The organism is Turneriella parva DSM 21527, assembly GCF_000266885.1.
Taxonomy (GTDB): Bacteria; Spirochaetota; Leptospiria; order Turneriellales; family Turneriellaceae; genus Turneriella; species Turneriella parva.
Genome location: NC_018020.1, coordinates 3471221 through 3491197 on the forward strand (window position 1 = coordinate 3471221; position 19977 = coordinate 3491197).

Consider the following 19977-nt stretch of genomic DNA (forward strand, 5'->3'; position numbering starts at 1 on the left):
CTCGGCCCTACGCGCCCAAGATGCCCTGCGCCCGGCCAAGCGGGAGCTTGGTTTTGCCGGGCTCGGGCAGGCGCTTCGGGCACATTTGGTGACGCAAATAGGCTTTACAGGTTGAAATAATGACACATGCGTCACCAAACGTCAGGTAAATTCCGCGTTGTACGCAATGCCGCAAGATCAGAAACCCTCTACTAAAATCATCTTTACGTAGACAGAGATAGATCAGATTTTAAAATTATGGCCACTTATCTTTTTATAGCGAAGCCTGAATATAATCCAGAGTTAGTCAATAAGACCGAGGGTGCTAATTGGAGTTGTGGCAAAAAGACGAAACCGGGTGACACAGCCTTGGTTTACGTTACCGGCAAAGGAATTTGTCTTGAATGGCGGCTCGTTTCAAAGCCAAAAGAGAATGCCAGGTGGGGTTATGCCTGCCGAGTCAAGCTCGTCCGCCGCATAGAACCACCTATTTCGTTCCCAGAGTTACGTGAAAAGATACAATGGAAACCGATAGAGTTAAGGTTCCGCGGCTACAATACATTATCCATACCAGATGAGGTTCTTCGACAACTCGCGAAACTAAGAAGAAACATAACGACCGTATTTCAACCTGAGGATGACTCCTTTGAAAAAGACCTTAGAAAATCTCTGAATCTTACTGCGAAAGAGAGGCGAGAGCGCCTTGCAAAAGCCAAAATTAAGCCTTTGAAGCGCAAATCCACAGCGACTGTTTTTCAACGAAATCCGGATGTTGTCGCAGAAGTACTGGCGCGCGCCAAAGGCCGATGTGAGTCATGCAAGAAACCAGCACCGTTTAAGCGCGTATCAGATGGGTCACCGTATTTAGAGGTTCATCACCTTATTCGCTTAATAGATGGTGGCGATGACTCAGTCGCAAACGCGACCGCCTTATGCCCAAACTGCCACAGAAGAATGCACTTTGGTCAATGAACCGATGCGGCACTGCGTACAACAAGATTTACCTGCTGCGCTCGCTGCGGTGCCGTGGCTCCTCGCGTGCTCGGCCTCCGGTGGCCTGAAATGCGTTGACGCCCGCGCTCTATCGAGCTTAATTGGCGGGCGCAACGCAGCCACCTGCGGCACATCGATGGCGCGCCAAGAGCGGCTTCCGTAAGAAGACCGTATTTATTGTGCGGCGCACCATCGACGTCAGGTAAATCCAACGTTGTGTGCAATGCCGCAAAAAGTTTTTCAAGAGGATAAGATTTGTGATTAAAGATTTTGAACGATACAAGAATATATACGATGAGGTAGCAGAATATACTTTCATGGATTGGCATGAGCCGCGCTCATTTTTCTCAAAAGAAACTGCACCGAAAATTGGCGAGGTGGGCATATATATTTTCAAAGCCAAAACTCTAAAGCAATTTAACCAGAAATATAATACAAGAATCCATAGCTCGATCTTCTATGTTGGTCGGACTCAACACCTCCAACAACGCATGCGCGGGCATTTCCGCGGTGGGGAGGTTGATTCGGCTCCAGTCGCAAAGAAAATTCTAGAGAAGCTGGAACCAAAATTCGCAGGCAAAACCTATAAGGCGTTGGCGAAAGATAAGACCTATAAAGCTAAGCTAATCAATCTACAAGCACAGCTAGTTGGGGACATCATGGTTTCTTTTATTGAAGAAACTGATCATCCCAGACAGGCTCTGAAAGAGATATTATTCTCACTACGCTTCGAATCAGATTTCAATGCATGGCATACTCACTAGCGGCACTGCACACAACAAATTTTACAAGCTGCGCCCCTGCGGTGCCGTGGCTCCTCGGGTGCTCGGGGTTGCGCGGCGAAGATCGTGGATGGCGCACAAGCGGGACGCTTGTTTTGTGCGCCACCACGAGCCGCTGCACCCACATTTTGACTTGAAGCGAAGACGCATCAAGTCAAAACGTCTTGTAAAATCCGCGTTGTATGCAATGTGCGAATTTTTTGTTCTTAAAGCTTTAATAAGGGGCAGCAAATGAATTCAATTCTAGGATCAGCTTTAATCGGCGGCGTTGCAGGATTTATAGGTTTCTTCCTCGCATCACGGATACTCGGTACGCAGCGTAAGAAAGCTGCGCAGATAGTAGGCCTTATACTTATGTCCGTTTTCACTGCATTGGGAAACGCTTTTATTCTACCAACCTTCAAAGGACAGGATATTAAAGCACAATTAAAGCCTTACCTAGAGGATGAAATGACACGTCCCATGGTGGATGCGATTAGAGAATTTGATCCGCCAACTTATGAAGCATTCTTAGATGAAATGACTAAGATCATTCAAGCGTACCCAAATGGACCGCAAGAAAAGGTAGATTTGCTGGGTAGATCAGCCGGAGCCAGATTATCCGCAAAATACTATCGAGCCGCATCAGACGATGCACTTCTTGCACATTTATCCAACACTATACGGACAATTAGAAAGCTAAGTGATGTTTCACCAAATAACGGCGTTCGGCTAATTTTTCCGGAAACATTCGGCTCAGTGCAGTATACCTCTCTTCCACCAGAGCAAAAAGAAATCATGAAACAATTTATGAGCACCGTACGCGAATTGGTTAGATCATCGATGGTCAATCCAACCAATAAAGAACATTCCTTTGGCTCATACTACCTTGAAACGTATCGAACCGCATATTTACGCGCCCATCCCGAGCTCGTTCGTCAGTTTTCTAATCTCAACTCACTTAAAACAGAACCCGAGCAAAGGGACTTCTTGAACAATTTTTCACTCTTTCTGGAGGGGATGCTGAAACTCCCCAAGAAGCAGGCAGCCGATATGCAAAGATCCATGGGAAGCTCGCAATAAGCGCCACGCACACTGCATACAACAAGATTTACGAGCTGCGCTCCCTGCGGTGCCGTAGCTCCTCGGGTGCTCGGCCCTACGTGCCAAAGATGCCCTGCGCCCGCCGGCCTGTGGGCCTGCATTGGCGGGCTCGGGCAGGCACTTCGGGCAAATTTTGGCGGCTAAATATGCTCTTACCGTAATAAATAATTGACATAGTGCGCCGCCAAAACTTCTCGTAAATCCAACGTTGTGCGCAATAGGCTTACAATTTACTTGACGCCGTCTTTAAGCTTGTGCTTTCTATAGGCGCGTAAATCAGTTTACAGAATTAAGAATGAGGGGACTACAAGATGAAGATACGAATTGCTTTATTGTTTACTCTAACATGCTTAAGCCTCGCGAGATGCGGAAGCTATCAAGTCAAGAAGGATGCGTTTCAAGAAAAACAGCCAATTGTATTGTCAGACAAAATGGGGTATATTGCTTTCAGTTATTTAGGCCCCACTTCAGGCGATCCTGGACGCTGGTTAGCACATAACACAGACAAGAACGAGAAAATCTCTATGTATTTTTCGACAGAACTAGAGCCTCAATTAGCCCTGTTTGAAGTACAACCAGGAAACTATTCGGCAATAGGCTTATCCGGTGGGCGTCAGTTGGACTTTGAGAACCCACCTGTTTACGCAAAATTAAAGAACAAATGGAACGTTTGTGCGGGTTGTATCGCATACATCGGCCAAATCAATTATTCTTTCGTCTCAATGCCTAGGCAAAGCACAGTCTACTACAAGATTAATAATGAATTTGATACAGATAGCAAGGAGTTGCTTAAGAGATTTCCTGAAATCAGCAGAGAAAGACTGGTTAATGGGCTTAAGAATCCTTTAAAATAGCACATGCTCAGCCTACTGCGCACAACAAGATTTACCTGCTGCGCTCGCTGCGGTGCCGTGGCTCCTCGCGTGCTCGGCCTCCGGTGGCCTGAAATGCGTTGACGCCCGCGCTCTGTCGAGCTTAATTGGCGGGCGCAACGCAGCCACCTACGGCACATCGATGGTGCGCCAAGAGCGGCTTCACTAAGAAGACGGCATTTATTGTGCGGCGCACCATCGCCGTCAGGTAAATCCACCGTTAGCTGCCATACCGCAAAACTAAACTCATGCCACTGACCATAGCACATCCTGCAATAATTTTACCAGTGCTGCGATATAGCCGAAATGCAGCATTTGTTACGGGGCTCTTTATTGGCTGTCTAACACCAGATTTTGAATATTTTCTGCGCGCACAACTTACGAGTACAATCAGCCATACCGTTTTGGGGCAATTTATTTTTTGCCTGCCGATTGGTATTATTTTGACCATTTTGTGGCAAGTTGTAATTAAAAAACCACTGTTGGCCAACATGCCTCAATGGTTTCGCATACGTTTGGGTTCAGTATATAGTTCGGAAGTAAAAGGGTTTAATCAATGGCTTTTTTGCTGCCTTGGGTTAGTTTTTGGCAGCTTTTCTCACATAATATGGGATAGCTTTACTCATGAATCTGGGTATTTCGTTAAATTGATGCCATTGCTGAGTAATTCCCAACTGGGCAGTATCCCGCTATATAAGTTTGCGCAACATTTCTCAACGGCGATAGGTTTGGTGGCGCTTGGTCTGTACTTATTTTGGCTGCAACCAACCCCTGAGGTGCCCGCAGAAGCAACACCCTGGAAATATTGGTTCCCGTTAGCGTTTTTCTTTATTACTACCTTTTCGCTTTTATGGTGCTTTATCCCGGATCAAGGGCATAGGCATTCAATAGGCAACAAGATAGTCTGGTTACATACTGCAGGCTTAATAAGCCTCGTACTCGCAGGCATTCCCCGCATGCGGTACGGCAGCTAACAAGATTTACCTGCTGCGCTCGCTGCGGTGCCGTGGCTCCTCGCGTGCTCGGCCTCCGGTGGCCTGAAATGCGTTGACGCCCGCGCTCTATCGAGCTTTATTGGCGGGCGCAACGCAGCCACCTGCGGCACATCGATGGCGCGCCAAGAGCGGCTCTGTAAGAAGACTGCATTTATTGTGCGGCGCACCATCGACGTCAGGTAAATCCACCGTTGTCTGAAATCGTCGCCAAATTATTTGTTCTGAAAAGAGCTTAGGTTTGAGTATAATACACTTTAACGAAATGACCGATAATTGATCATGGAAATATATGCGCTGAGCAAATCTCCAAAAGCTACGCAGCCAGTTGGCAATACCAAGAATGCTGTCAGTAGACCATCAAACTTTAATAAGCCCGATGAAGCTAAAATTTCCGTAACAGCCCAGATGAAAGCCCGGCTTCGGCAGATTCAACAATCGCAGGAAAATCTTGCATCAGGCATTACTATGTTGAACGTAGCTGACGGTTATCTTGCCGAAATGCAAGGTATTACAGAGCGATTGAAAGTACTTGCGTTGAAAGCCACTAATGGTACAGATAGCGCCTTTGATAGGCAGATGGCACAAGTTACAGTATCCAGTCTAATCGATGAATTGGATCGGGTAGCTAAAGACTCATCGTATAAGCATATGCGTCTTTTCCTGGGCGACTATGCAAGAACAAGCAAAACAGCCTCTATGTGGTTTCAAATTGATATGACCCCGAATTCCCGCCATCGAATTTTCCTTGCTACGATGACATCTAGCGCCATGCGCCTCAGTGAAGCTGGGGCCAAAATATCAATTTCCACTGCTCTACAAGGCTCAGATGCCATTGGTGTGTTCAATGATGCTTTGGAACGAGTCAAAAAACAGCGGGCAGACATATCTGCAGATGCGGAAAAATTTGAATTCGCTATGACGGGCCTCGATAAAGAAGCTCAAGCGCTTAAGCAGGGTATAGAATCTATAGAAACCAGAAGAAATACTCATAAAAAAGTGGCTCCCTAGGCGACGACGTCAGACAACAAGATTTACCTGCTGCGCTCGCTGCGGTGCCGTAGCTCCTCGCGTGCTCGGCCTCCGGTGGCCTGAAATGCGTTGACGCCCGCGCTCTATCGAGCTTTATTGGCGGGCGCAACGCAGCCACCTGCGGCACATCGATGGCGCGCCAAGAGCGGCTTCGCTAAGAAGACTGCATTTATTGTGCGGCGCACCATCGACGTCAGGTAAATCCAACGTTGGCTGACATAAGCTAGAAAATATGATTCCGAAAAGACTAATTTCAAGATGCAGAACGTTGTACGCTAACAATCGTCTCGGTCTTTTACGCGAATTTGAAGGGTTTGACGCCCTTAAGCAGAAGAAAGCGATTTTCCTCGAAATTTTCAAAACGAAACAACTACCCGCAGTAGAAATAAAGTTTCTGCATTGCGACGACCTCTTGGAAGTCCTGAAAGACCGGAAGCTAAGAATTCGGAGTTATCATTGTGTAGGCGACTTATCCTGGGAAATTCGTGTTGCTATTAATCCGCGAATTAAGAATGGCCTAGATTGGGATGAAAAGTTAGGTGCCAAGTTTGGCGTCGTCCCTATACTCAAGTACGTTATCAATCATTATGTGGGCTGCTATTCAAGCTGGTGCTATACCATGGCGTTTGATCGGAAAACCAAGATATTTGAATTTTCCCCCATAAAGCTACCGAAGCAATACAGCCGCTTAAAAAGCGATTTTGATACTGCACTCAATAGGCTAGGTTTTGTTTCGGTAGACAAGCGTGATTTTGATACGAGAATCTCAAATGTCACAACAGATACAATCCATAAGGGGCCGGTAAAGTTTTTTGATCTAGTTTTTACGGATATTTACGGTCACGAGTTTGAGAAAAGTCGGTTTACCACCAAGCCTATTAAGATTGACTCAACCTTCAGAGAATTCACGGGGACGAAAAACAACTTTTACGAGGAATCAATTACCCTTAATAATGGTGATGAAATATTTCTCATTAAAGAATTCGGGAAAAAGGCTCGCCTTACTTTGACCTACAAAAATGACAAGGGCAAGAAGCACAAGAGGGTATTTAAACTATAGCTTACGTCAGCCAACAAGATTTACCTGCTGCGCTCGCTGCGGTGCCGTAGCTCCTCGCGTGCTCGGCCTCCGGTGGCCTGAAATGCGTTGACGCCCGCGCTCTATCGAGCTTAATTGGCGGGCGCAACGCAGCCACCTGCGGCACATCGATGGCGCGCCAATATGCGGCTTTCGAAAGAAGACTGCATTCATTGTGCGGCGCACCATCGACGTCAGGTAAATCCAACGTTGTGTGAAATCGCATGAAGACAAATTGTAACAAACTTCTTATCGCTCTTGTTTTGGTTATTCCCATTTTTACCGCTCCGCCAAAGAGTTCAATTAAATGGGTTGAGCCCAAACAAGGTATAAAACTATTCCGACTTCCGCGCGCTGATTCGCAAATAATCGCGACCGTACCATATCAGGCTCAGATACAAATACTTTTCCGAAACGATGAAATGGTAGAAATTCAAAAACGCCGGGGTCACTGGGCAGTTATTAAATGGCATGATTTTGTCGGCTGGACATTTGATGAAGATCTTGTTTGGGGCAGCTACATAGACACAAAGACAGTTGAGATTAAAGAGCTAATCTGGCAACGTTGTTCTGTAGGCCAGGCACCTGATGAGTATTGCACCGGTCAGGCTTCGGGCATATCATTAGAGTTCGAGGCGAGCGATTTTAAAGGTGAAAAGCTCATAAAGGGCCCATTCATAGAAGCCTGCGAAGCCTTAAATAAACAGTCTTTCGCAGGTAGGAAAAATTGGCGGCTGCCCACAGCCTTAGAGCTCAAGACGTTGGTCAGGTGCACGGCGGGTCCCCAAACGCTTTTGAAAAACTTCAAACAATGTAACAAAGGCTCAGTCTATCCAACGATAGATGCCACGATATTCCCGAATACAAGCCCGAACATGTACGTAACGTCTGATCGTTCACCCGCCCCGTACCGAGATACAGTCTTTTCGGTGCATTTCGAAGTGGGCAGTACGGCCTCCAGCTATTCAAACTATGCCATGCTGGGCTTAGTTCGGTGTGTCTCAGAAAAGTAATAGACCTGAACATGCGACTTCACACAACAAGATTTACCTGCTGCGCTCGCTGCGGTGCCGTAGCTCCTCGCGTGCTCGGCCTCCGGTGGCCTGAAATGCGTTGACGCCCGCGCTCTATCGAGCTTTATTGGCGGGCGCAACGCAGCCACCTGCGGCACATCGATGGCGCGCCAAGAGCGGCTTCGCTAAGAAGACTGCATTTATTGTGCGGCGCACCATCGACGTCAGGTAAATCCACCGTTGGGCGCCATATTTTGAAATATTTTTTTAAAATCCTCGCCATCCTTGGCGAGCCATAAATCAAGGTCTGGTATTAGCTTATGAATAACTGGATTTCAATCGCGATCTCGCTAGTTGCGGTCACCATATCATTGGTCACTGCTTGGTTAACATTCTTCCGAAGGGGACGGCTCCGGATGACTCAGCCTACCGTGATTTATCTTGGGCCTGACGGAAAAGCAGATGCGAAAGGAGATAACAAGATTTTTCTCAGAACGCTCCTTTATGCAACAGCTAAACGTGGATTGGTGGTGGAGAGCATGCATATTGCTCTGGAACGCGGCGAATCAAAGCAAAATTTTTCCATTTGGGTGTATGGTGAGCAGCAGATGTATCGAGGCAGCGGTCTCTACGTAAATGACACAGGTCTGACCTATAATCATCATTTTTTACTTCCGCGAGATAGCTCAGATTTTCAATTCAGCGAGGGTGAACACCGACTTCGTGTATTTGCCAAGATCGTTGATCAAAATAGCGTCATTGAACTCTTCAATACACGATTCACCGTGACCAAGACTCAGGCTGAACAGATCAGGGCTGGCAACTCTGGTTTGTATTTCGACTGGGGGCCTGATAGCCAGCAGTATCATAGCCACTTGGAACCGAAGCCAGAACCTGACATTACCGACATGTTTACCAACCTGATTAAAGAAGGCGTTGGCAAGAAAAAGAGAAAGAAATTAACATTGTGAAAGCTCAGAAAAGCGCATCCTTGTGCTTTTCTGCTTTATCGCTACAAAATACGGCGCCCAACAAGTTTTACCTGCTGCGCTCGCTGCGGTGCCGTAGCTCCTCGCGTGCTCGGCCACTCCGCGCCAAAGATGCCCTGCGCCCGCCGGCCTGTGGGCCTGCATTGGCGGGCTCGGGCAGGCGCTCCGGGCACATTTTGGCTTGCGGCGAAGACGCCTCCAGCCAAAACGTCAAGGTAAAACCAACGTTGTCTGAAATTCCCGACGCCCCTGAGGCTATGACTTTAAATTGACGCGCGTCCGCGCGATACATATATTCACCCATATCAAGGTATGGAATTTGAATGGGATGATGCGAAGAGTGAATCAAATACAGATAAACACGGGTTATCCTTTGAAGAAGCTCAATACGCATTCAACGACCCAAAGCGCGTTATTGCCATTGACCATAAACACAGCACGAAGGCTGAGAAAAGGTACTTTTGCTATGGAAAGATAGCTGGTAGGGTTGTAACAGTGAGATTCACATTCAGAGGTGAGAAAATCAGAATATTTGGTGCAGGATACTGGAGGGAAGGCAATGCGAAATATAAGAGGAAAAGCTAAATATACGGGCGCCCCAAAAGATATGGCGGATGCTATCAATTCTTCGGAGATAGTTGAAGACTTCTTGCCTAAGCCCGAAGACTTGGTTTTCAAGAAAAAAACAGTAAAAGTTACCATGAATCTCAGCAAAGATAGTGTAGACTTTTTTAAGGTACGAAGTCGAAAGCTTGGCGTGCCATACCAAAAGATGATAAATAGCCTCGTAGATAAATACGTGGAACGTTATGGCCGAGCGTAGGGCGTCGGGAACTTCAGACAACAAATTTTACGCGCTGCGCCGCTGCGGTGCCGTAGCTCCTCGCGTGCTCGGGTCTCCGCGGCATAGATCGCGGACGACGCGCACACCGGGAGGTGTGTTTTCGCGCGTCGCCGCGAGCCGCTACGACCACATTTTTTGACGCAAATCGGCTTTACAATTTGAATAAATGACACAAGCGTCAAAAAACGTCAGCGTAAAATCCACGTTGTGCGAAAAATCTGCAAAAATTTTACCTTACTTTTTCATGCCGACGTCCTGTCGGCACGGCTTCCGATGACCAAGCAGGCGAATTCAAGATGCTTTCTTTCATGAGAATCAGTAAGTTATACCTGGCTTTGCTCGGGCTAGGCTTTGTTTTCGTAGCATGCAAAGAAGAGCCCGAAACGACTTATATGCAAAGGATTCGTCAACCGAGCCCGAGCCAGATACCGCCGGACTACAAGTATCCAGTTACAATTCCCGTCGATATGAAATCCGAGCATTATTTTGACCAGAGCGAACTTTATTCAGAGAAGGCTGAAAAGCCCCAAGGCGAATGGCGTACGGTTAGTCTAATACCAAACGTGCAGCTAGAGTTTCCTAAGGCGATTAGCTTTCGATCTAACTATCAGATGCTGAATGAAAAACCATATTCACTTTCCCCGGCACCTTTGCCCCTCGAGCGATATTCGTTCGTAGATCCAGCCTTAGAGATAGCCATAACGAATGATCCAGAAAATCGCGGCTCCGAGGCATGCACAACTACGATCCATTTTGATATTATTCCCAACATTACGGTTCAGTCATATGCGAAACGACGTATCAGAGAAGACCCAATGTTCTATTCTCTCGTAAAACGCATTAATGTCCCCAGAAAGGGCTTTTATGTGAAAATCAGTGATATGTTCACCTACATTCATGAATTATGGCTTGAAAACGGCACAGGCCTGTACAGGTTAAAAGTGGTTGAACCCTTTGGGAGAATTCCGGAGAAAAGCCGCTTAACATCAACCGAGGTTCTATATATACTCTTTTCGATAAAACTACCAGCTCTTCAGCCATAGACATCCGGCAAAACATCCGTGTTTTGCCGCACCAAAAAAGCAGATTCATCGCACAACAAGTTTTACCTGCTGCGCTCGCTGCGGTGCCGTAGCTCCTCGCGTGCTCGGCCACTCCGCGCCTAAGATGCCCTGCGCCCGCCGGCCAGTGGGCCTGCATTGGCGGGCTCGGGCATGCGCATCGGGCACATTTTTGCTTGTGTCTAAGAAGCCACAAGCAAAAACGTCAAGGTAAAACCAACGTTGTGCGAAAATGGGGCTTACATTACTCACACGAAGATCATGAAACCAAAATCCTACTATATCGATGAAGAAAGACTCAAAGATCATGACGTCTTAGCCGCCGTATTTATTTCAAATGTCGAGATTTCCGATGATCAGTATGCAGAGGAACCTCCAGAAGCCCTATGGATACATGAGGAAATACTTTCTCGGCTTATTCTGTTTGGCTCGGCCTATCAAATGCATTTTTCGGCCTTAATCCCGGACGTTTACGGGACTTACAACATTAACAAGCCTCAATGCGACGACCTTGCTGCTGAGTTAGAAACTGTGACTGAGTTGACAAATGATGACCTGCTCCGAAAGTATGCCCTCTTGATTCGCGAACAAGCTTTACGAGTTTGCCATGGTGCGAGCAATCAATTCTTGGTAGTCATGGGTAATTGACCCTGCATGACGCCCCATCATCGCACAACAAGTTTTACCTGCTGCGCTCGCTGCGGTGCCGTAGCTCCTCGCGTGCTCGGCCACTCCGCGCCGAAGATGCCCTGCGCCCGCCGGCCAATGGGCCTGCATTGGCGGGCTCGGGCAGGCGCTTCGGGCACATTTTTGCTTGTGACTAAGAAGCCACAAGCAAAAACGTCAAGGTAAAACCAACGTTGGGCGCAATGCCGCCTTAACTATTAGCTGTGATGTTGACGCGGCAAATAAAAAGGAGCAAACGAGCCTTATGAAGCTAAAACCAACTGTTCTTGTTCTCTTTGTGCAAATATTCCTGGCGAGTAGCCTTGTTTTTGCGGAAACCGCGAAGGAACCCAAAATACAGTACGTCGGTAGCTTCGGCTCGGACATTCAAATCCATGGCGAATCAGTGTTTGAGGTAATTCTCGAAAAGATGTTAGACGCCAAGAAATTAGCCAAAATTGCACCATACAAGCCTAAAAAGGACAATGAGAATGGTATACTCGATGAAATTAATAAGGAGCTTATTGAATACAATCTCTCCTTTGGGGACTTATTTGTTGGCAAATTTGAAATCGAAAAACGCAATATAATTGCTCTAATACTCGTATATGGGGATCTTGCGCCGAGAATTCGCTACTACCACGTCAGAGGTAAGAAATAGGAATATTAGACGGTAATTGGGCCTCAGCTGACGGCGGCACAGCGCCCAACAAGTTTTACCTGCTGCGCTCGCTGCGGTGCCGTAGCTCCTCGCGTGCTCGGCCACTCCGCGCCGAAGATGCCCTACGCCCGCCGGCCAATGGGCCTGCATTGGCGGGCTCGGGCAGGCGCTTCGGGCACATTTTTGCTTGTGTCTAAGAAGCCACAAGCAAAAACGTCAAGGTAAAACCAACGTTGCCCGCCATGCCTATGCGTGGCCAAAAATAGAAGAAGCACTGTGTGCAGTCGAGCTTGCGGCTTGCTATTTCGGTAAAGATTAGAGTTTGGCGGCTGACGCAAGCACGGCTGCTCGGTTGGCGCTCCTGGCTTCGATGTTTGTGTGCGTCAGAAATCCTACTATTTGTTCGAATTCGGTAAAGCGGCTTCGCAGGCCACGCATCGCGAGCTTGAGAACCATTGCCCCCTGCCCGATCGATGCGACGTCGCGCTCGCGAGTCGGCACGGCGGGCAACAGATTTTACAAGCTGCGCCGCCATTCGCTACGCGAAAGGCGTGCTCGGTCTCGGCGACGAAGATGCGTCGACGCCTGCGCTCTGTCGAGCTTCATTGGCAGGCGCGCCGCAGTCGCCTTCGACACAATTTGGGTTGCGCCGAAGACGGCACACCCCAAATCGTCTTGTAAAATCAAGCGTTCTATGTCATTGCCTAGCGTCGCGAAGAGATGAAAAAGCCGAAGAGCGCCTCTTCATTGTAAGCTCCCTCCAGGCTTCAACGCTGGTAGTGTAACGGACGCTACAGATGAAGATCGCGACGCTCCGCGATCGCTGCAAGAGTTTTACCCAGGCGCATTCGCAAAACCCGCTAAGAGTTGTCGGCGCGATGGATCAGATTTCGTCTTGCGCTACGTTCGCGAGCCTTCGTTCATTCGTACGCGGCGGAAATTACCGAGAGCTCGCGAACTCCGCTTTGATAAAACCTCTGGCGCCTCGTCAGGTAAAGTGCGGGTTTTGCGAACACGCCACAGCCCTACCCTAAGCGACCGCTTGACGGCAACGACATAGAACAAATTTTACGCGCTGCGCCGCGACCACTCCGTTGGGTCGCGTGCTCGGCCCTGCGCGCCAAAGATGCCTTCGTCGCACAAACGGGACGTTTGTTTGGTGCTCCTCAGGCAGGCGCTCCGGGCACATGCGCTTCGCGTAAAACGCAATGGTTGAAATGCAAAACACTTTACACCCGCAGGCGCACGTCAGCGTAAAATCAACGTTGCCCGCCATGCCTATGCGTGGCCGAAAAATAGAAGAAGCACTGTGTGCAGTCGAGCTTGCGGCTTGCTAATTCGGTGAAGATTAGAGTTTGGCGGCTGGCGCAAGCACGACTGCTCGGTTGGCGCTCCTAGTATCGAGGTTCGTGAGCGTCAGAAATCCTGCTATTTGTTCGAATTCGGTATTGCGGCTTCGCAGGCCACGCATCGCGAGCTTGGGAGCGATTGGCCCCTGCCCGATCGAAGGTCTGTAGCGCTCGCTAGCCGGCACGGCGGGCAACAGATTTTACAAGCTGCGCCGCCATTCGCTACGCGAAAGGCGTGCTCGGTCTCGGCGACGAAGATGCGTCGACACCCGCGCTCTGTCGAGCTTCATTGGCGGGCGCGCCGCAGTCGCCTTCGACACAATTTGGGTTGCGCCGAAGACGGCACACCCCAAATCGTCTAGTAAAATCAAGCGTTGCCCGCCATGCCTATGCGTGGCCGAAAAATAGAAGAAGCACTGTGTGCAGTCGAGCTTGCGGCTTGCTATTTGGGTGAAGATTAGAGTTTGGCGACTGGCGCAAGCACGACTGCTCGGTAGGCGCTCCTGGTATCGAAGTTCGTGAGCGTCAGAAATCCTTCTATTTGTTCGAAGTCGAATTTGCGGCTTCGCAGGCCACGCATCGCGAGCTTGGGAGCGATTGGCCCCTGCCCGATCGAAGCTCTGTAGCGCTCGCTAGCCGGCACGGCGGGCAACAGATTTTACAAGCTGCGCCGCCATTCGCTACGCGAAAGGCGTGCTCGGTCTCGGCGACGAAGATGCGTCGACGCCCGCAGCTCAGTTGAGCTTTATTGGCGGGCGCGCCGCAGTCGCCTTCGACACAATTTGGGTTGCGCCGAAGACGGCACACCCCAAATCGTCTTGTAAAATTGCGCGTTCTCTGACATAGTTGCGCCTTTGTTATCCGCCCGCGTCCATGCGGGCGCAATTAAACTGTTCAGATTTTCATGTTTTACTCATGATTCGGGCACCTGCAATTTCCCAAATCCCTTTTGAAATTTGTTCATTCAAGCAGTTGTGGCAAACATTTACTTGATTTCGCCCAGGGGCACGCCAGACTGCTGTAATTGCCCCAGGTGTGCCTTTCGCCGTACAATTTTCACCTTTAATTTCACATGTGCCTATCATAACCACGCCGCTACTCTCAACTTTCATAAACGCTCCCCCTTTCTGCATACTTCAATTCTAAATACAAATTCAATCTATCTCTTGCATCTTCGACCAAATGGATACGGTCGGTCTCGCTTAATTCTAAAGTGAAAAACGAAGCATGCAAACTAGTTTCGGCTTCATCAAGCAACATGTCGGGCTGTGTAAAAGGTCTTCTAAAGCCCATTCTAAAACGCTCGGCGTGGGCAAGCTCATGTGCCAGACAGGTGAGCATGGACAGCTGGGCATTTGCGCTAACGCCTACCCCTGGATACGCATTGGCTCCTAAGATTACGGCATTGCGATTTTCATCAAAACGCGTTTCAGAAGCGTATAGTTGGGCTTCATCGGTAATTAGAGGAATACCCTGCCCTCCCGTTAACAGCTCCCAGGCTATTCGGCAAAACTCTATCTGCCTCTCATCCAGTGGGCTCTGATTTCTTGCCGAATTTAACATAGACAGGTTCGCACCGACTTTTTAATTATAGTTCAAATTTTCACAGTCTCGATCTTCATTGGAGTCGCCGAAATTTCTTTGTTACATTGTCAGAAATAAATAAACTAATACCATCGGTAGTAATCCCCCAAGGGGTCGAGAACCTTACAGCGGTGCCTGTTCCATCAGCATCACCATCAGAACAGCCGGGTGAACAGCCTTGCGCGGGGCCTGCTATTGTGGTCACAGCGCCCGTACTTATTAGAATCTTGCGAATCTTATTATTTCTGTTCCCGGTACCATCCGCAACAAATAGGTTTGTTCTATCGGTCGTAATTCCGACGGGACTATAAAACCTTGCGGCATTACCAACGGCATCCGTATCGCCAGAAGTAATGGTTCCCTGTGATGGTCCGGCAATCGTTGTGACGACGCCGGTTGAGATCACTAATTTGCGAATCTTATTGTTGTTTCCGTCTGCAATGAAAAGGTTTGTACCGTCGTAAGTAATGCCGGTTGGTTTATTGAAGCGGGCAGCATTGCCTGTGGCATCAGTATCACCTGTCGCAGCTGAGCCTTGTGCTGGTCCAGCAATTGTAGTTACTACGCGCGTGCTGATAACAATTTTTCTAATTTTACTGTTAGTCGAATCAGCAACATAGAGATTTGTCCCATCGGTAGTAATACCCTCAGGAACATTAAACCGCGCTGCCGTCCCTGTCCCATCAGTGTCGCCCCGAGGACAAGGCGGTGTTGCCGAACACCCAGCCGCAGGCCCGACTAAAGTTGTGACCGCGCCTGTAGAGATGACAATTTTTCTGATTTTGGCTTGATTATCTATAACATAGAGATTTGTTCCATCGGTAGTTATCCCACTTGGTTGCCGAAATCGAGCAGTACTTCCTGTGCCGTCCGCATCGCCAAATTCCGTACTTGTGCCACCAGCTAGTTTAGTCACTGCGCCTGTCGAGATTACAATTTTACGAATATTGTTATTACCTGTATCGACTACATAGAGGTTTGTACCATCAGTTGTGACGCCTTTGATTTGGCGGAAACGGGCAGACGTCCCGGTGGCATCTAAATCACCTTCAGGACAGCCAGGGTTGTATGGAAAATAACAGCCGGGGCCAGGCCCTGCAAAAGTCGAAACATTTGCGCTCAAAGTAATCGGGCAATTTGACGCACCCCCCATTAAAGTGATGGCACAAGCTGCTACGCTCACAGTAATCGTATAGTTCTTTGTAGAGCTGTCTACAGCAACTACGGTGTACGCTCTTGGGGTGGTAAAATTGTTAACTGTGACACCGCTAACTTGATTGGCGCCACTAATATTCAAACTAGCACCAGATATCGAAAAAGTAGCAATTAAGCTAGTTACATCTGTTCCGTACGGTACTGTCACATCGATGGTATTGGTGCCAATTGTGCCAGCCTGACCCAAAATGCTAAAGGCCGTTATATCCTTTGCGCTATTTGCGGCCACCGATATTATTACGGTATAATCCTTTGTTGATCCATTTGCGGCCACAACAGTGTATATCTTCTGCGTTGTGAAGTCATTCGTAGTTGAACCACTCACCTGATTGACGCCACTTATATTTACGCTTGCCCCAGTATGGGAAAATACGGCTGCTAAGGCTGTCACATTTGTTCCAAATGGCACTGTAATACTAATGGTACTCGTACCGATAGTGCCAGTTTGGCCAGAAACGCTGAAGGCTGTTATCTCCTTTGCGCTGTTGGCGGCTACCGTTACATTCACTGTGAAGTTCTTAGTCGTCCCATCTACAGCAACAACCGTGTATATAACAGCGGTGCTAAAATCATTGGCAGTGACACCGCTGTCTTGCTGAATCCCTGTGATATTTACGGTATTGCCCGTAGTTACAAAGGTTGCAATTAGACTTGTAACATCCGTACCAAATGGCACTGTCACATCCACAGAGTTTGTGCCAATTGTACCAACTTGTCCTAGAATACTAAATGATGTAAAGTCCTTCGATGAGGCAGAGGTTGGGACATTTGCCGTTGTTACATTTTCAACGGAATTTGGCAGCTTATCGCCATAATGGCGACATCCAAAGGCACTGATAAGTAAGCAGACTGCTAAGGCTAATCTTAGTCGTAATTGCCAGTCTCCTGATTTTTGGATGTTCCTAAAAAGCATACCCCACCCCCACTGAGAATTGAATTGAAATCGCTGGGACAAATTGATCGAATACATGACGATATGATAAAGATGTGGCAATCTTCCAATCCGTTGTTAAGGGCATTTCAGCGAAAACTCCTGAATCAATTGCGGGTAAGGTAAAACCATAACCACCTTGATAATCTAAATTACCGCCTGAAATTCCAAAAGTTGCAAAAGGCATAAGCGAAACACCATTTTGGATGCTTATCGGATACGTTAAACCAGTACCTGCGTAATAAAAAAACATGCCATTAATATTCTTGCCTCTCGCGTTTATTGCATCCAATATAATGAGGGGGTTCAACCATGAATACAGCGCGTTCGCCCATATAGTCCCTCTCACGCCGTAATGGACACCTAGATGTTCGGCGATCTTCCCTATCGGGAGGCCTACGCTAATATATGCGTTTGTATTGAGCTTTAGAGCGACCAATTTATCTTTTTCGCCGATATGCGCCGGCTTGATAGGCTGTGGCTTTTCTTGAATAGAATTTCCATCAACGCCTCCAAGTTTTTGTTCGACGGCCTGATTTCGATGCACCTGATCCGGCGACATATTCGGCAGTTTTAGCGTCATATCCGCACTCAGGGTTTCGACAACTTGATCAATCGTCTTAAACATCTCCCCATCCAATTTACCATCAGATTTCTCTGCACTGACTATATTCCCGGTCAGCGCGTCTATGCCCTCCATCTCGAGCCGGAATTGCTTACCATTTACAAAAAAACGTCCCCTGGTTACAGCCTCGCAATTTAGCTGCTTGGCAAGATTGGCTGCACCGATTGCATCGAGGCTGTCAGTTTTAAGCTCTGGCAAAATAGTCTTTGCGGTGCTTATCTCCAACACATCGAATTTCTTGGCTTTTACCAATTGCGTTTTGAGGCTCCCCGCTAGCGATTCTCGCATCCAATCGTGCTCTCTGCTTTGCGAGGCGTTTTCAATAGGCAGAATAAGTACTCGCCGACGAACCTGAGTAGCACCCTCTACTGAACTTTCATTTGCAAATAGGGTACCGACGCTCAGCAAAAAAGCCCATAAATTCTTAGAATTAATAATACACCCCCTTTGACCTTGGCCTTTAGTCACCCCACCTACACAAGTGGTACCCGGAAACAATACACGCAGAGCCGTACCATCCCCGGCCATGAGCAGGCGGGGTCGCTGAACTCTGCGTTAATTATTTAGCGGGTACCAGCCCCTACAGATCACTTCGGTCTGCGCAGCAATCCTGACTCAAATATCCTGACTGTCAATAAAAAAGCAATTTTTGCCGCATTTGGCACTTAAGTTCCAAATTTCCAATAGAACCAAAGTGTCTTTCACTAGTCGCCCGTCCCTCCGTGGCCGGGCTCTCAGGGCGCAACCACATCAGAGAACAAGATTTACCTGCTGCGCTCGCTGCGGTGCCGTAGCTCCTCGCGTGCTCGGCCTCCGGTGGCCTGAAATGCGTTGACGCCCGCGCTCTATCGAGCTTTATTGGCGGGCGCAACGCAGCCACCTGCGGCACATCGATGGAGCGCCAAGAGTGGCTTAACTAAGAAGACTGCATTTATTGTGCGGCGCACCATCGACGTCAGGTAAATCCAACGTTCTATGTCATTGCCTAGCGTCGCGAAGAGATAGAAAGGCCGAAGAGCGCCTCGTCATTGCAAGCTCCTTCCAGGATTCAACGCGGGTTGTGTAACGAATGCTACAGATGAAGATCGCGACGCTCCGCGATCGCTGCAAGAGTTTTACCCAGGCGTATTCGCAAAACCCGCGAAGAGTTGTCGGCGCGATGGATCAGGTTTCGTCTCGCGCTACGTTCGCGAGCCTTCATTCATTCGTACGCGGCGGGAATTACTGGGAGCTCGCGAACTCCGCTTTCATTTAACCTCGGGCGCCTCGACAGGCAAAGTGCGGGTTTTGCGAACACGCCACAGCCCTGCTCCCAAGCGACCGCTTGACGGCAACGACATAGAACAAATTTTACGCGCTGCGCCGCGACCACTCCGTTGGGTCGCGTGCTCGGCCCTGCGCGCCAAAGATGCCTTCGTCGCACAAACGGGACGTTTGTTTGGTGCTCCTCAGGCAGGCGCTCCGGGCACATGCGCTTCGCGTAAAACGCAATGGTTGAAAAGACAAAACACTTTACACCCGCAGGCGCACGTCAGCGTAAAATCAACGTTGGGCGTCATGGTCGGATTGGGCTACGCTTCAGAAAATATATGCATTTTGAATGCATGTATTGAAGTGGCTCAGACTGTATTTTTAGCGCTCTATATGAAAAAGCACACCAAAGCTGCCCTTGTAATACTTGGATTTAATGTCATGGCGAATATTATGAGTATTGACAAAACAGAAAAAGGCATAATTGGCCGTACAACAGAGAACGGCCGCCCTGTTATTTGGAAGTTCATCAATGAGATACCTAACGATGCGAAGCGCCGTAAACTGCCCTGGTTAACGGTCATCTCTTGGAAATATGACGGGGATTCAAACAATGGCATGCCCTCAAAAGATGTTAACGACCAAATGATCAGACTTGAAGAGACAATTGAACAAAGGTTAGAAAAAAAAGGCTTCTGCGAGCATGCCAATAGCAGGACAGGTAATAACCTGAAAGAGTTCGTTTACTACATTGCCAATCGTGAACAGTTCATGGCTCGGTTTAATGAAGCTTTAACCGAGCATCCCGCATACCCCATAGAAATCAATTTTTATGAAGATCCCGAATGGAAAGAATTTGCAAGCCTGATCAATGACTTTGGCGGTGCCCAAAACCTGAAAAAAGGACAAAAGAGCAAGAGCAAGAACTGAGCCCAAGATGCGCGAACGAACATCTTCTGTGCGACCACGACGCCCAA

The 19977-nt window shown here is 48.4% G+C and carries 22 protein-coding genes; 15 read left to right on the forward strand and 7 right to left on the reverse strand.

The genetic code is table 11. The features are described from left to right. The first annotated feature begins 237 nt into the window (after positions 1 to 237). The 14 genes from TURPA_RS22200 to TURPA_RS16585 all read left to right on the forward strand — a co-directional run bounded on the left by TURPA_RS22200 (position 238) and on the right by TURPA_RS16585 (position 12045). On the forward strand, positions 238 to 951 hold the full coding sequence (locus tag TURPA_RS22200; RefSeq protein ID WP_014804444.1) for an HNH endonuclease: 714 nt from the start codon (positions 238 to 240) through the stop codon (positions 949 to 951). Positions 952 to 1229: 278 nt separating this feature from the next. Next, positions 1230 to 1736: a hypothetical protein gene (locus TURPA_RS16515; protein ID WP_014804445.1), complete on the forward strand. Its 507-nt coding sequence runs from the start codon at positions 1230 to 1232 to the stop codon at positions 1734 to 1736. A 249-nt stretch (positions 1737 to 1985) separates the two neighbouring features. After that, positions 1986 to 2816: a hypothetical protein gene (locus TURPA_RS16520; protein ID WP_014804446.1), complete on the forward strand. Its 831-nt coding sequence runs from the start codon at positions 1986 to 1988 to the stop codon at positions 2814 to 2816. Positions 2817 to 3148: 332 nt separating this feature from the next. After that, the gene (locus TURPA_RS16525) at positions 3149 to 3691 is read left to right on the forward strand and encodes a hypothetical protein (RefSeq protein ID WP_014804447.1); all 543 of its coding nucleotides are present in this window, start codon (positions 3149 to 3151) and stop codon (positions 3689 to 3691) included. Positions 3692 to 3957: 266 nt separating this feature from the next. After that, the gene (locus TURPA_RS22645; RefSeq protein ID WP_014804448.1) at positions 3958 to 4683 is read left to right on the forward strand and encodes a DUF4184 family protein; all 726 of its coding nucleotides are present in this window, start codon (positions 3958 to 3960) and stop codon (positions 4681 to 4683) included. Positions 4684 to 4983: 300 nt separating this feature from the next. Next, the gene (locus tag TURPA_RS16540) at positions 4984 to 5712 is read left to right on the forward strand and encodes a flagellin (RefSeq protein WP_014804449.1); all 729 of its coding nucleotides are present in this window, start codon (positions 4984 to 4986) and stop codon (positions 5710 to 5712) included. A 253-nt stretch (positions 5713 to 5965) separates the two neighbouring features. Then, positions 5966 to 6793, forward strand: coding sequence for a hypothetical protein (locus TURPA_RS16545; RefSeq protein WP_014804450.1), 828 nt, complete (start codon positions 5966 to 5968; stop codon positions 6791 to 6793). 242 nt (positions 6794 to 7035) lie between these two features. Further along, the gene (locus tag TURPA_RS16555) at positions 7036 to 7824 is read left to right on the forward strand and encodes an Lcl C-terminal domain-containing protein (RefSeq protein ID WP_041948594.1); all 789 of its coding nucleotides are present in this window, start codon (positions 7036 to 7038) and stop codon (positions 7822 to 7824) included. Between the two features lie 320 nt (positions 7825 to 8144). Continuing rightward, positions 8145 to 8795 carry a hypothetical protein gene (locus TURPA_RS16560; RefSeq protein ID WP_014804452.1) on the forward strand — a complete coding sequence of 217 codons (651 nt, stop codon included), beginning with the start codon at positions 8145 to 8147 and terminating at the stop codon, positions 8793 to 8795. Positions 8796 to 9125: 330 nt separating this feature from the next. Continuing rightward, a complete protein-coding gene (locus tag TURPA_RS22650; RefSeq protein ID WP_014804453.1) occupies positions 9126 to 9398 on the forward strand; it encodes a BrnT family toxin in 273 nt (90 codons plus the stop codon). A 22-nt stretch (positions 9399 to 9420) separates the two neighbouring features. Continuing rightward, the gene (locus TURPA_RS24355; protein ID WP_425358591.1) at positions 9421 to 9636 is read left to right on the forward strand and encodes a BrnA antitoxin family protein; all 216 of its coding nucleotides are present in this window, start codon (positions 9421 to 9423) and stop codon (positions 9634 to 9636) included. Between the two features lie 329 nt (positions 9637 to 9965). Further along, entirely contained in the window at positions 9966 to 10700 is a 735-nt protein-coding gene (locus tag TURPA_RS16575) for a hypothetical protein (protein WP_157210540.1), read from the forward strand. Positions 10701 to 10979: 279 nt separating this feature from the next. Beyond that, positions 10980 to 11366 carry a hypothetical protein gene (locus tag TURPA_RS16580; protein WP_014804457.1) on the forward strand — a complete coding sequence of 129 codons (387 nt, stop codon included), beginning with the start codon at positions 10980 to 10982 and terminating at the stop codon, positions 11364 to 11366. 283 nt (positions 11367 to 11649) lie between these two features. After that, positions 11650 to 12045 (forward strand): hypothetical protein, encoded by a 396-nt coding sequence (locus TURPA_RS16585; RefSeq protein WP_014804458.1) that lies wholly within the window; start codon positions 11650 to 11652, stop codon positions 12043 to 12045. 315 nt (positions 12046 to 12360) lie between these two features. Here the strand turns inward: TURPA_RS16585 and TURPA_RS24360 are convergent, their stop codons facing one another. From TURPA_RS24360 to TURPA_RS16615, 7 genes are all read right to left on the reverse strand, one after another. Beyond that, a complete protein-coding gene (locus tag TURPA_RS24360) occupies positions 12361 to 12546 on the reverse strand; it encodes a hypothetical protein (protein WP_157210541.1) in 186 nt (61 codons plus the stop codon). A gap of 847 nt (positions 12547 to 13393) precedes the next feature. Further along, positions 13394 to 13579 (reverse strand): hypothetical protein, encoded by a 186-nt coding sequence (locus TURPA_RS16595; protein WP_083847899.1) that lies wholly within the window; start codon positions 13577 to 13579, stop codon positions 13394 to 13396. A gap of 272 nt (positions 13580 to 13851) precedes the next feature. Continuing rightward, a complete protein-coding gene (locus TURPA_RS23520) occupies positions 13852 to 14037 on the reverse strand; it encodes a hypothetical protein (protein WP_157210542.1) in 186 nt (61 codons plus the stop codon). Positions 14038 to 14296: 259 nt separating this feature from the next. Next, positions 14297 to 14506: a hypothetical protein gene (locus tag TURPA_RS22670; RefSeq protein ID WP_014804460.1), complete on the reverse strand. Its 210-nt coding sequence runs from the start codon at positions 14504 to 14506 to the stop codon at positions 14297 to 14299. Further along, positions 14496 to 14957 carry a hypothetical protein gene (locus TURPA_RS16605; RefSeq protein ID WP_014804461.1) on the reverse strand — a complete coding sequence of 154 codons (462 nt, stop codon included), beginning with the start codon at positions 14955 to 14957 and terminating at the stop codon, positions 14496 to 14498. The genes TURPA_RS22670 and TURPA_RS16605 overlap by 11 nt, the downstream gene beginning before the upstream one ends. Before the next feature lie 55 nt (positions 14958 to 15012). Next, positions 15013 to 17106 carry an NHL repeat containing protein gene (locus TURPA_RS22205; protein WP_014804462.1) on the reverse strand — a complete coding sequence of 698 codons (2094 nt, stop codon included), beginning with the start codon at positions 17104 to 17106 and terminating at the stop codon, positions 15013 to 15015. After that, complete coding sequence (locus TURPA_RS16615; RefSeq protein ID WP_157210543.1) at positions 17096 to 18277, reverse strand: hypothetical protein; 1182 nt, start codon at positions 18275 to 18277, stop codon at positions 17096 to 17098. The genes TURPA_RS22205 and TURPA_RS16615 overlap by 11 nt, the downstream gene beginning before the upstream one ends. A 759-nt stretch (positions 18278 to 19036) precedes the next feature. On the opposite strand from TURPA_RS16615, the gene TURPA_RS16620 reads away from it, so the two are divergent. After that, complete coding sequence (locus TURPA_RS16620) at positions 19037 to 19930, forward strand: DUF695 domain-containing protein (RefSeq protein ID WP_245536793.1); 894 nt, start codon at positions 19037 to 19039, stop codon at positions 19928 to 19930. Positions 19931 to 19977: the final 47 nt, after the last annotated feature.

What these genes read in the sequence shown, in the direction of transcription:
- TURPA_RS22200 (WP_014804444.1), top strand. Translation starts at nt 238, where the DNA reads ATGGCCACTTATCTTTTTATAGCGAAGCCTGAATATAATCCAGAGTTA.
- TURPA_RS16520 (WP_014804446.1), top strand. Translation starts at nt 1,986, where the DNA reads ATGAATTCAATTCTAGGATCAGCTTTAATCGGCGGCGTTGCAGGATTT.
- TURPA_RS16525 (WP_014804447.1), top strand. Translation starts at nt 3,149, where the DNA reads ATGAAGATACGAATTGCTTTATTGTTTACTCTAACATGCTTAAGCCTC.
- TURPA_RS22645 (WP_014804448.1), top strand. Translation starts at nt 3,958, where the DNA reads ATGCCACTGACCATAGCACATCCTGCAATAATTTTACCAGTGCTGCGA.
- TURPA_RS16540 (WP_014804449.1), top strand. Translation starts at nt 4,984, where the DNA reads ATGGAAATATATGCGCTGAGCAAATCTCCAAAAGCTACGCAGCCAGTT.
- TURPA_RS16545 (WP_014804450.1), top strand. Translation starts at nt 5,966, where the DNA reads ATGATTCCGAAAAGACTAATTTCAAGATGCAGAACGTTGTACGCTAAC.
- TURPA_RS16555 (WP_041948594.1), top strand. Translation starts at nt 7,036, where the DNA reads ATGAAGACAAATTGTAACAAACTTCTTATCGCTCTTGTTTTGGTTATT.
- TURPA_RS16560 (WP_014804452.1), top strand. Translation starts at nt 8,145, where the DNA reads ATGAATAACTGGATTTCAATCGCGATCTCGCTAGTTGCGGTCACCATA.
- TURPA_RS22650 (WP_014804453.1), top strand. Translation starts at nt 9,126, where the DNA reads ATGGAATTTGAATGGGATGATGCGAAGAGTGAATCAAATACAGATAAA.
- TURPA_RS24355 (WP_425358591.1), top strand. Translation starts at nt 9,421, where the DNA reads ATGGCGGATGCTATCAATTCTTCGGAGATAGTTGAAGACTTCTTGCCT.
- TURPA_RS16575 (WP_157210540.1), top strand. Translation starts at nt 9,966, where the DNA reads ATGAGAATCAGTAAGTTATACCTGGCTTTGCTCGGGCTAGGCTTTGTT.
- TURPA_RS16580 (WP_014804457.1), top strand. Translation starts at nt 10,980, where the DNA reads ATGAAACCAAAATCCTACTATATCGATGAAGAAAGACTCAAAGATCAT.
- TURPA_RS16585 (WP_014804458.1), top strand. Translation starts at nt 11,650, where the DNA reads ATGAAGCTAAAACCAACTGTTCTTGTTCTCTTTGTGCAAATATTCCTG.
- TURPA_RS22670 (WP_014804460.1), bottom strand. Translation starts at nt 14,506, where the DNA reads ATGAAAGTTGAGAGTAGCGGCGTGGTTATGATAGGCACATGTGAAATT.
- TURPA_RS16605 (WP_014804461.1), bottom strand. Translation starts at nt 14,957, where the DNA reads ATGTTAAATTCGGCAAGAAATCAGAGCCCACTGGATGAGAGGCAGATA.
- TURPA_RS22205 (WP_014804462.1), bottom strand. Translation starts at nt 17,106, where the DNA reads ATGCTTTTTAGGAACATCCAAAAATCAGGAGACTGGCAATTACGACTA.
- TURPA_RS16615 (WP_157210543.1), bottom strand. Translation starts at nt 18,277, where the DNA reads ATGGCCGGGGATGGTACGGCTCTGCGTGTATTGTTTCCGGGTACCACT.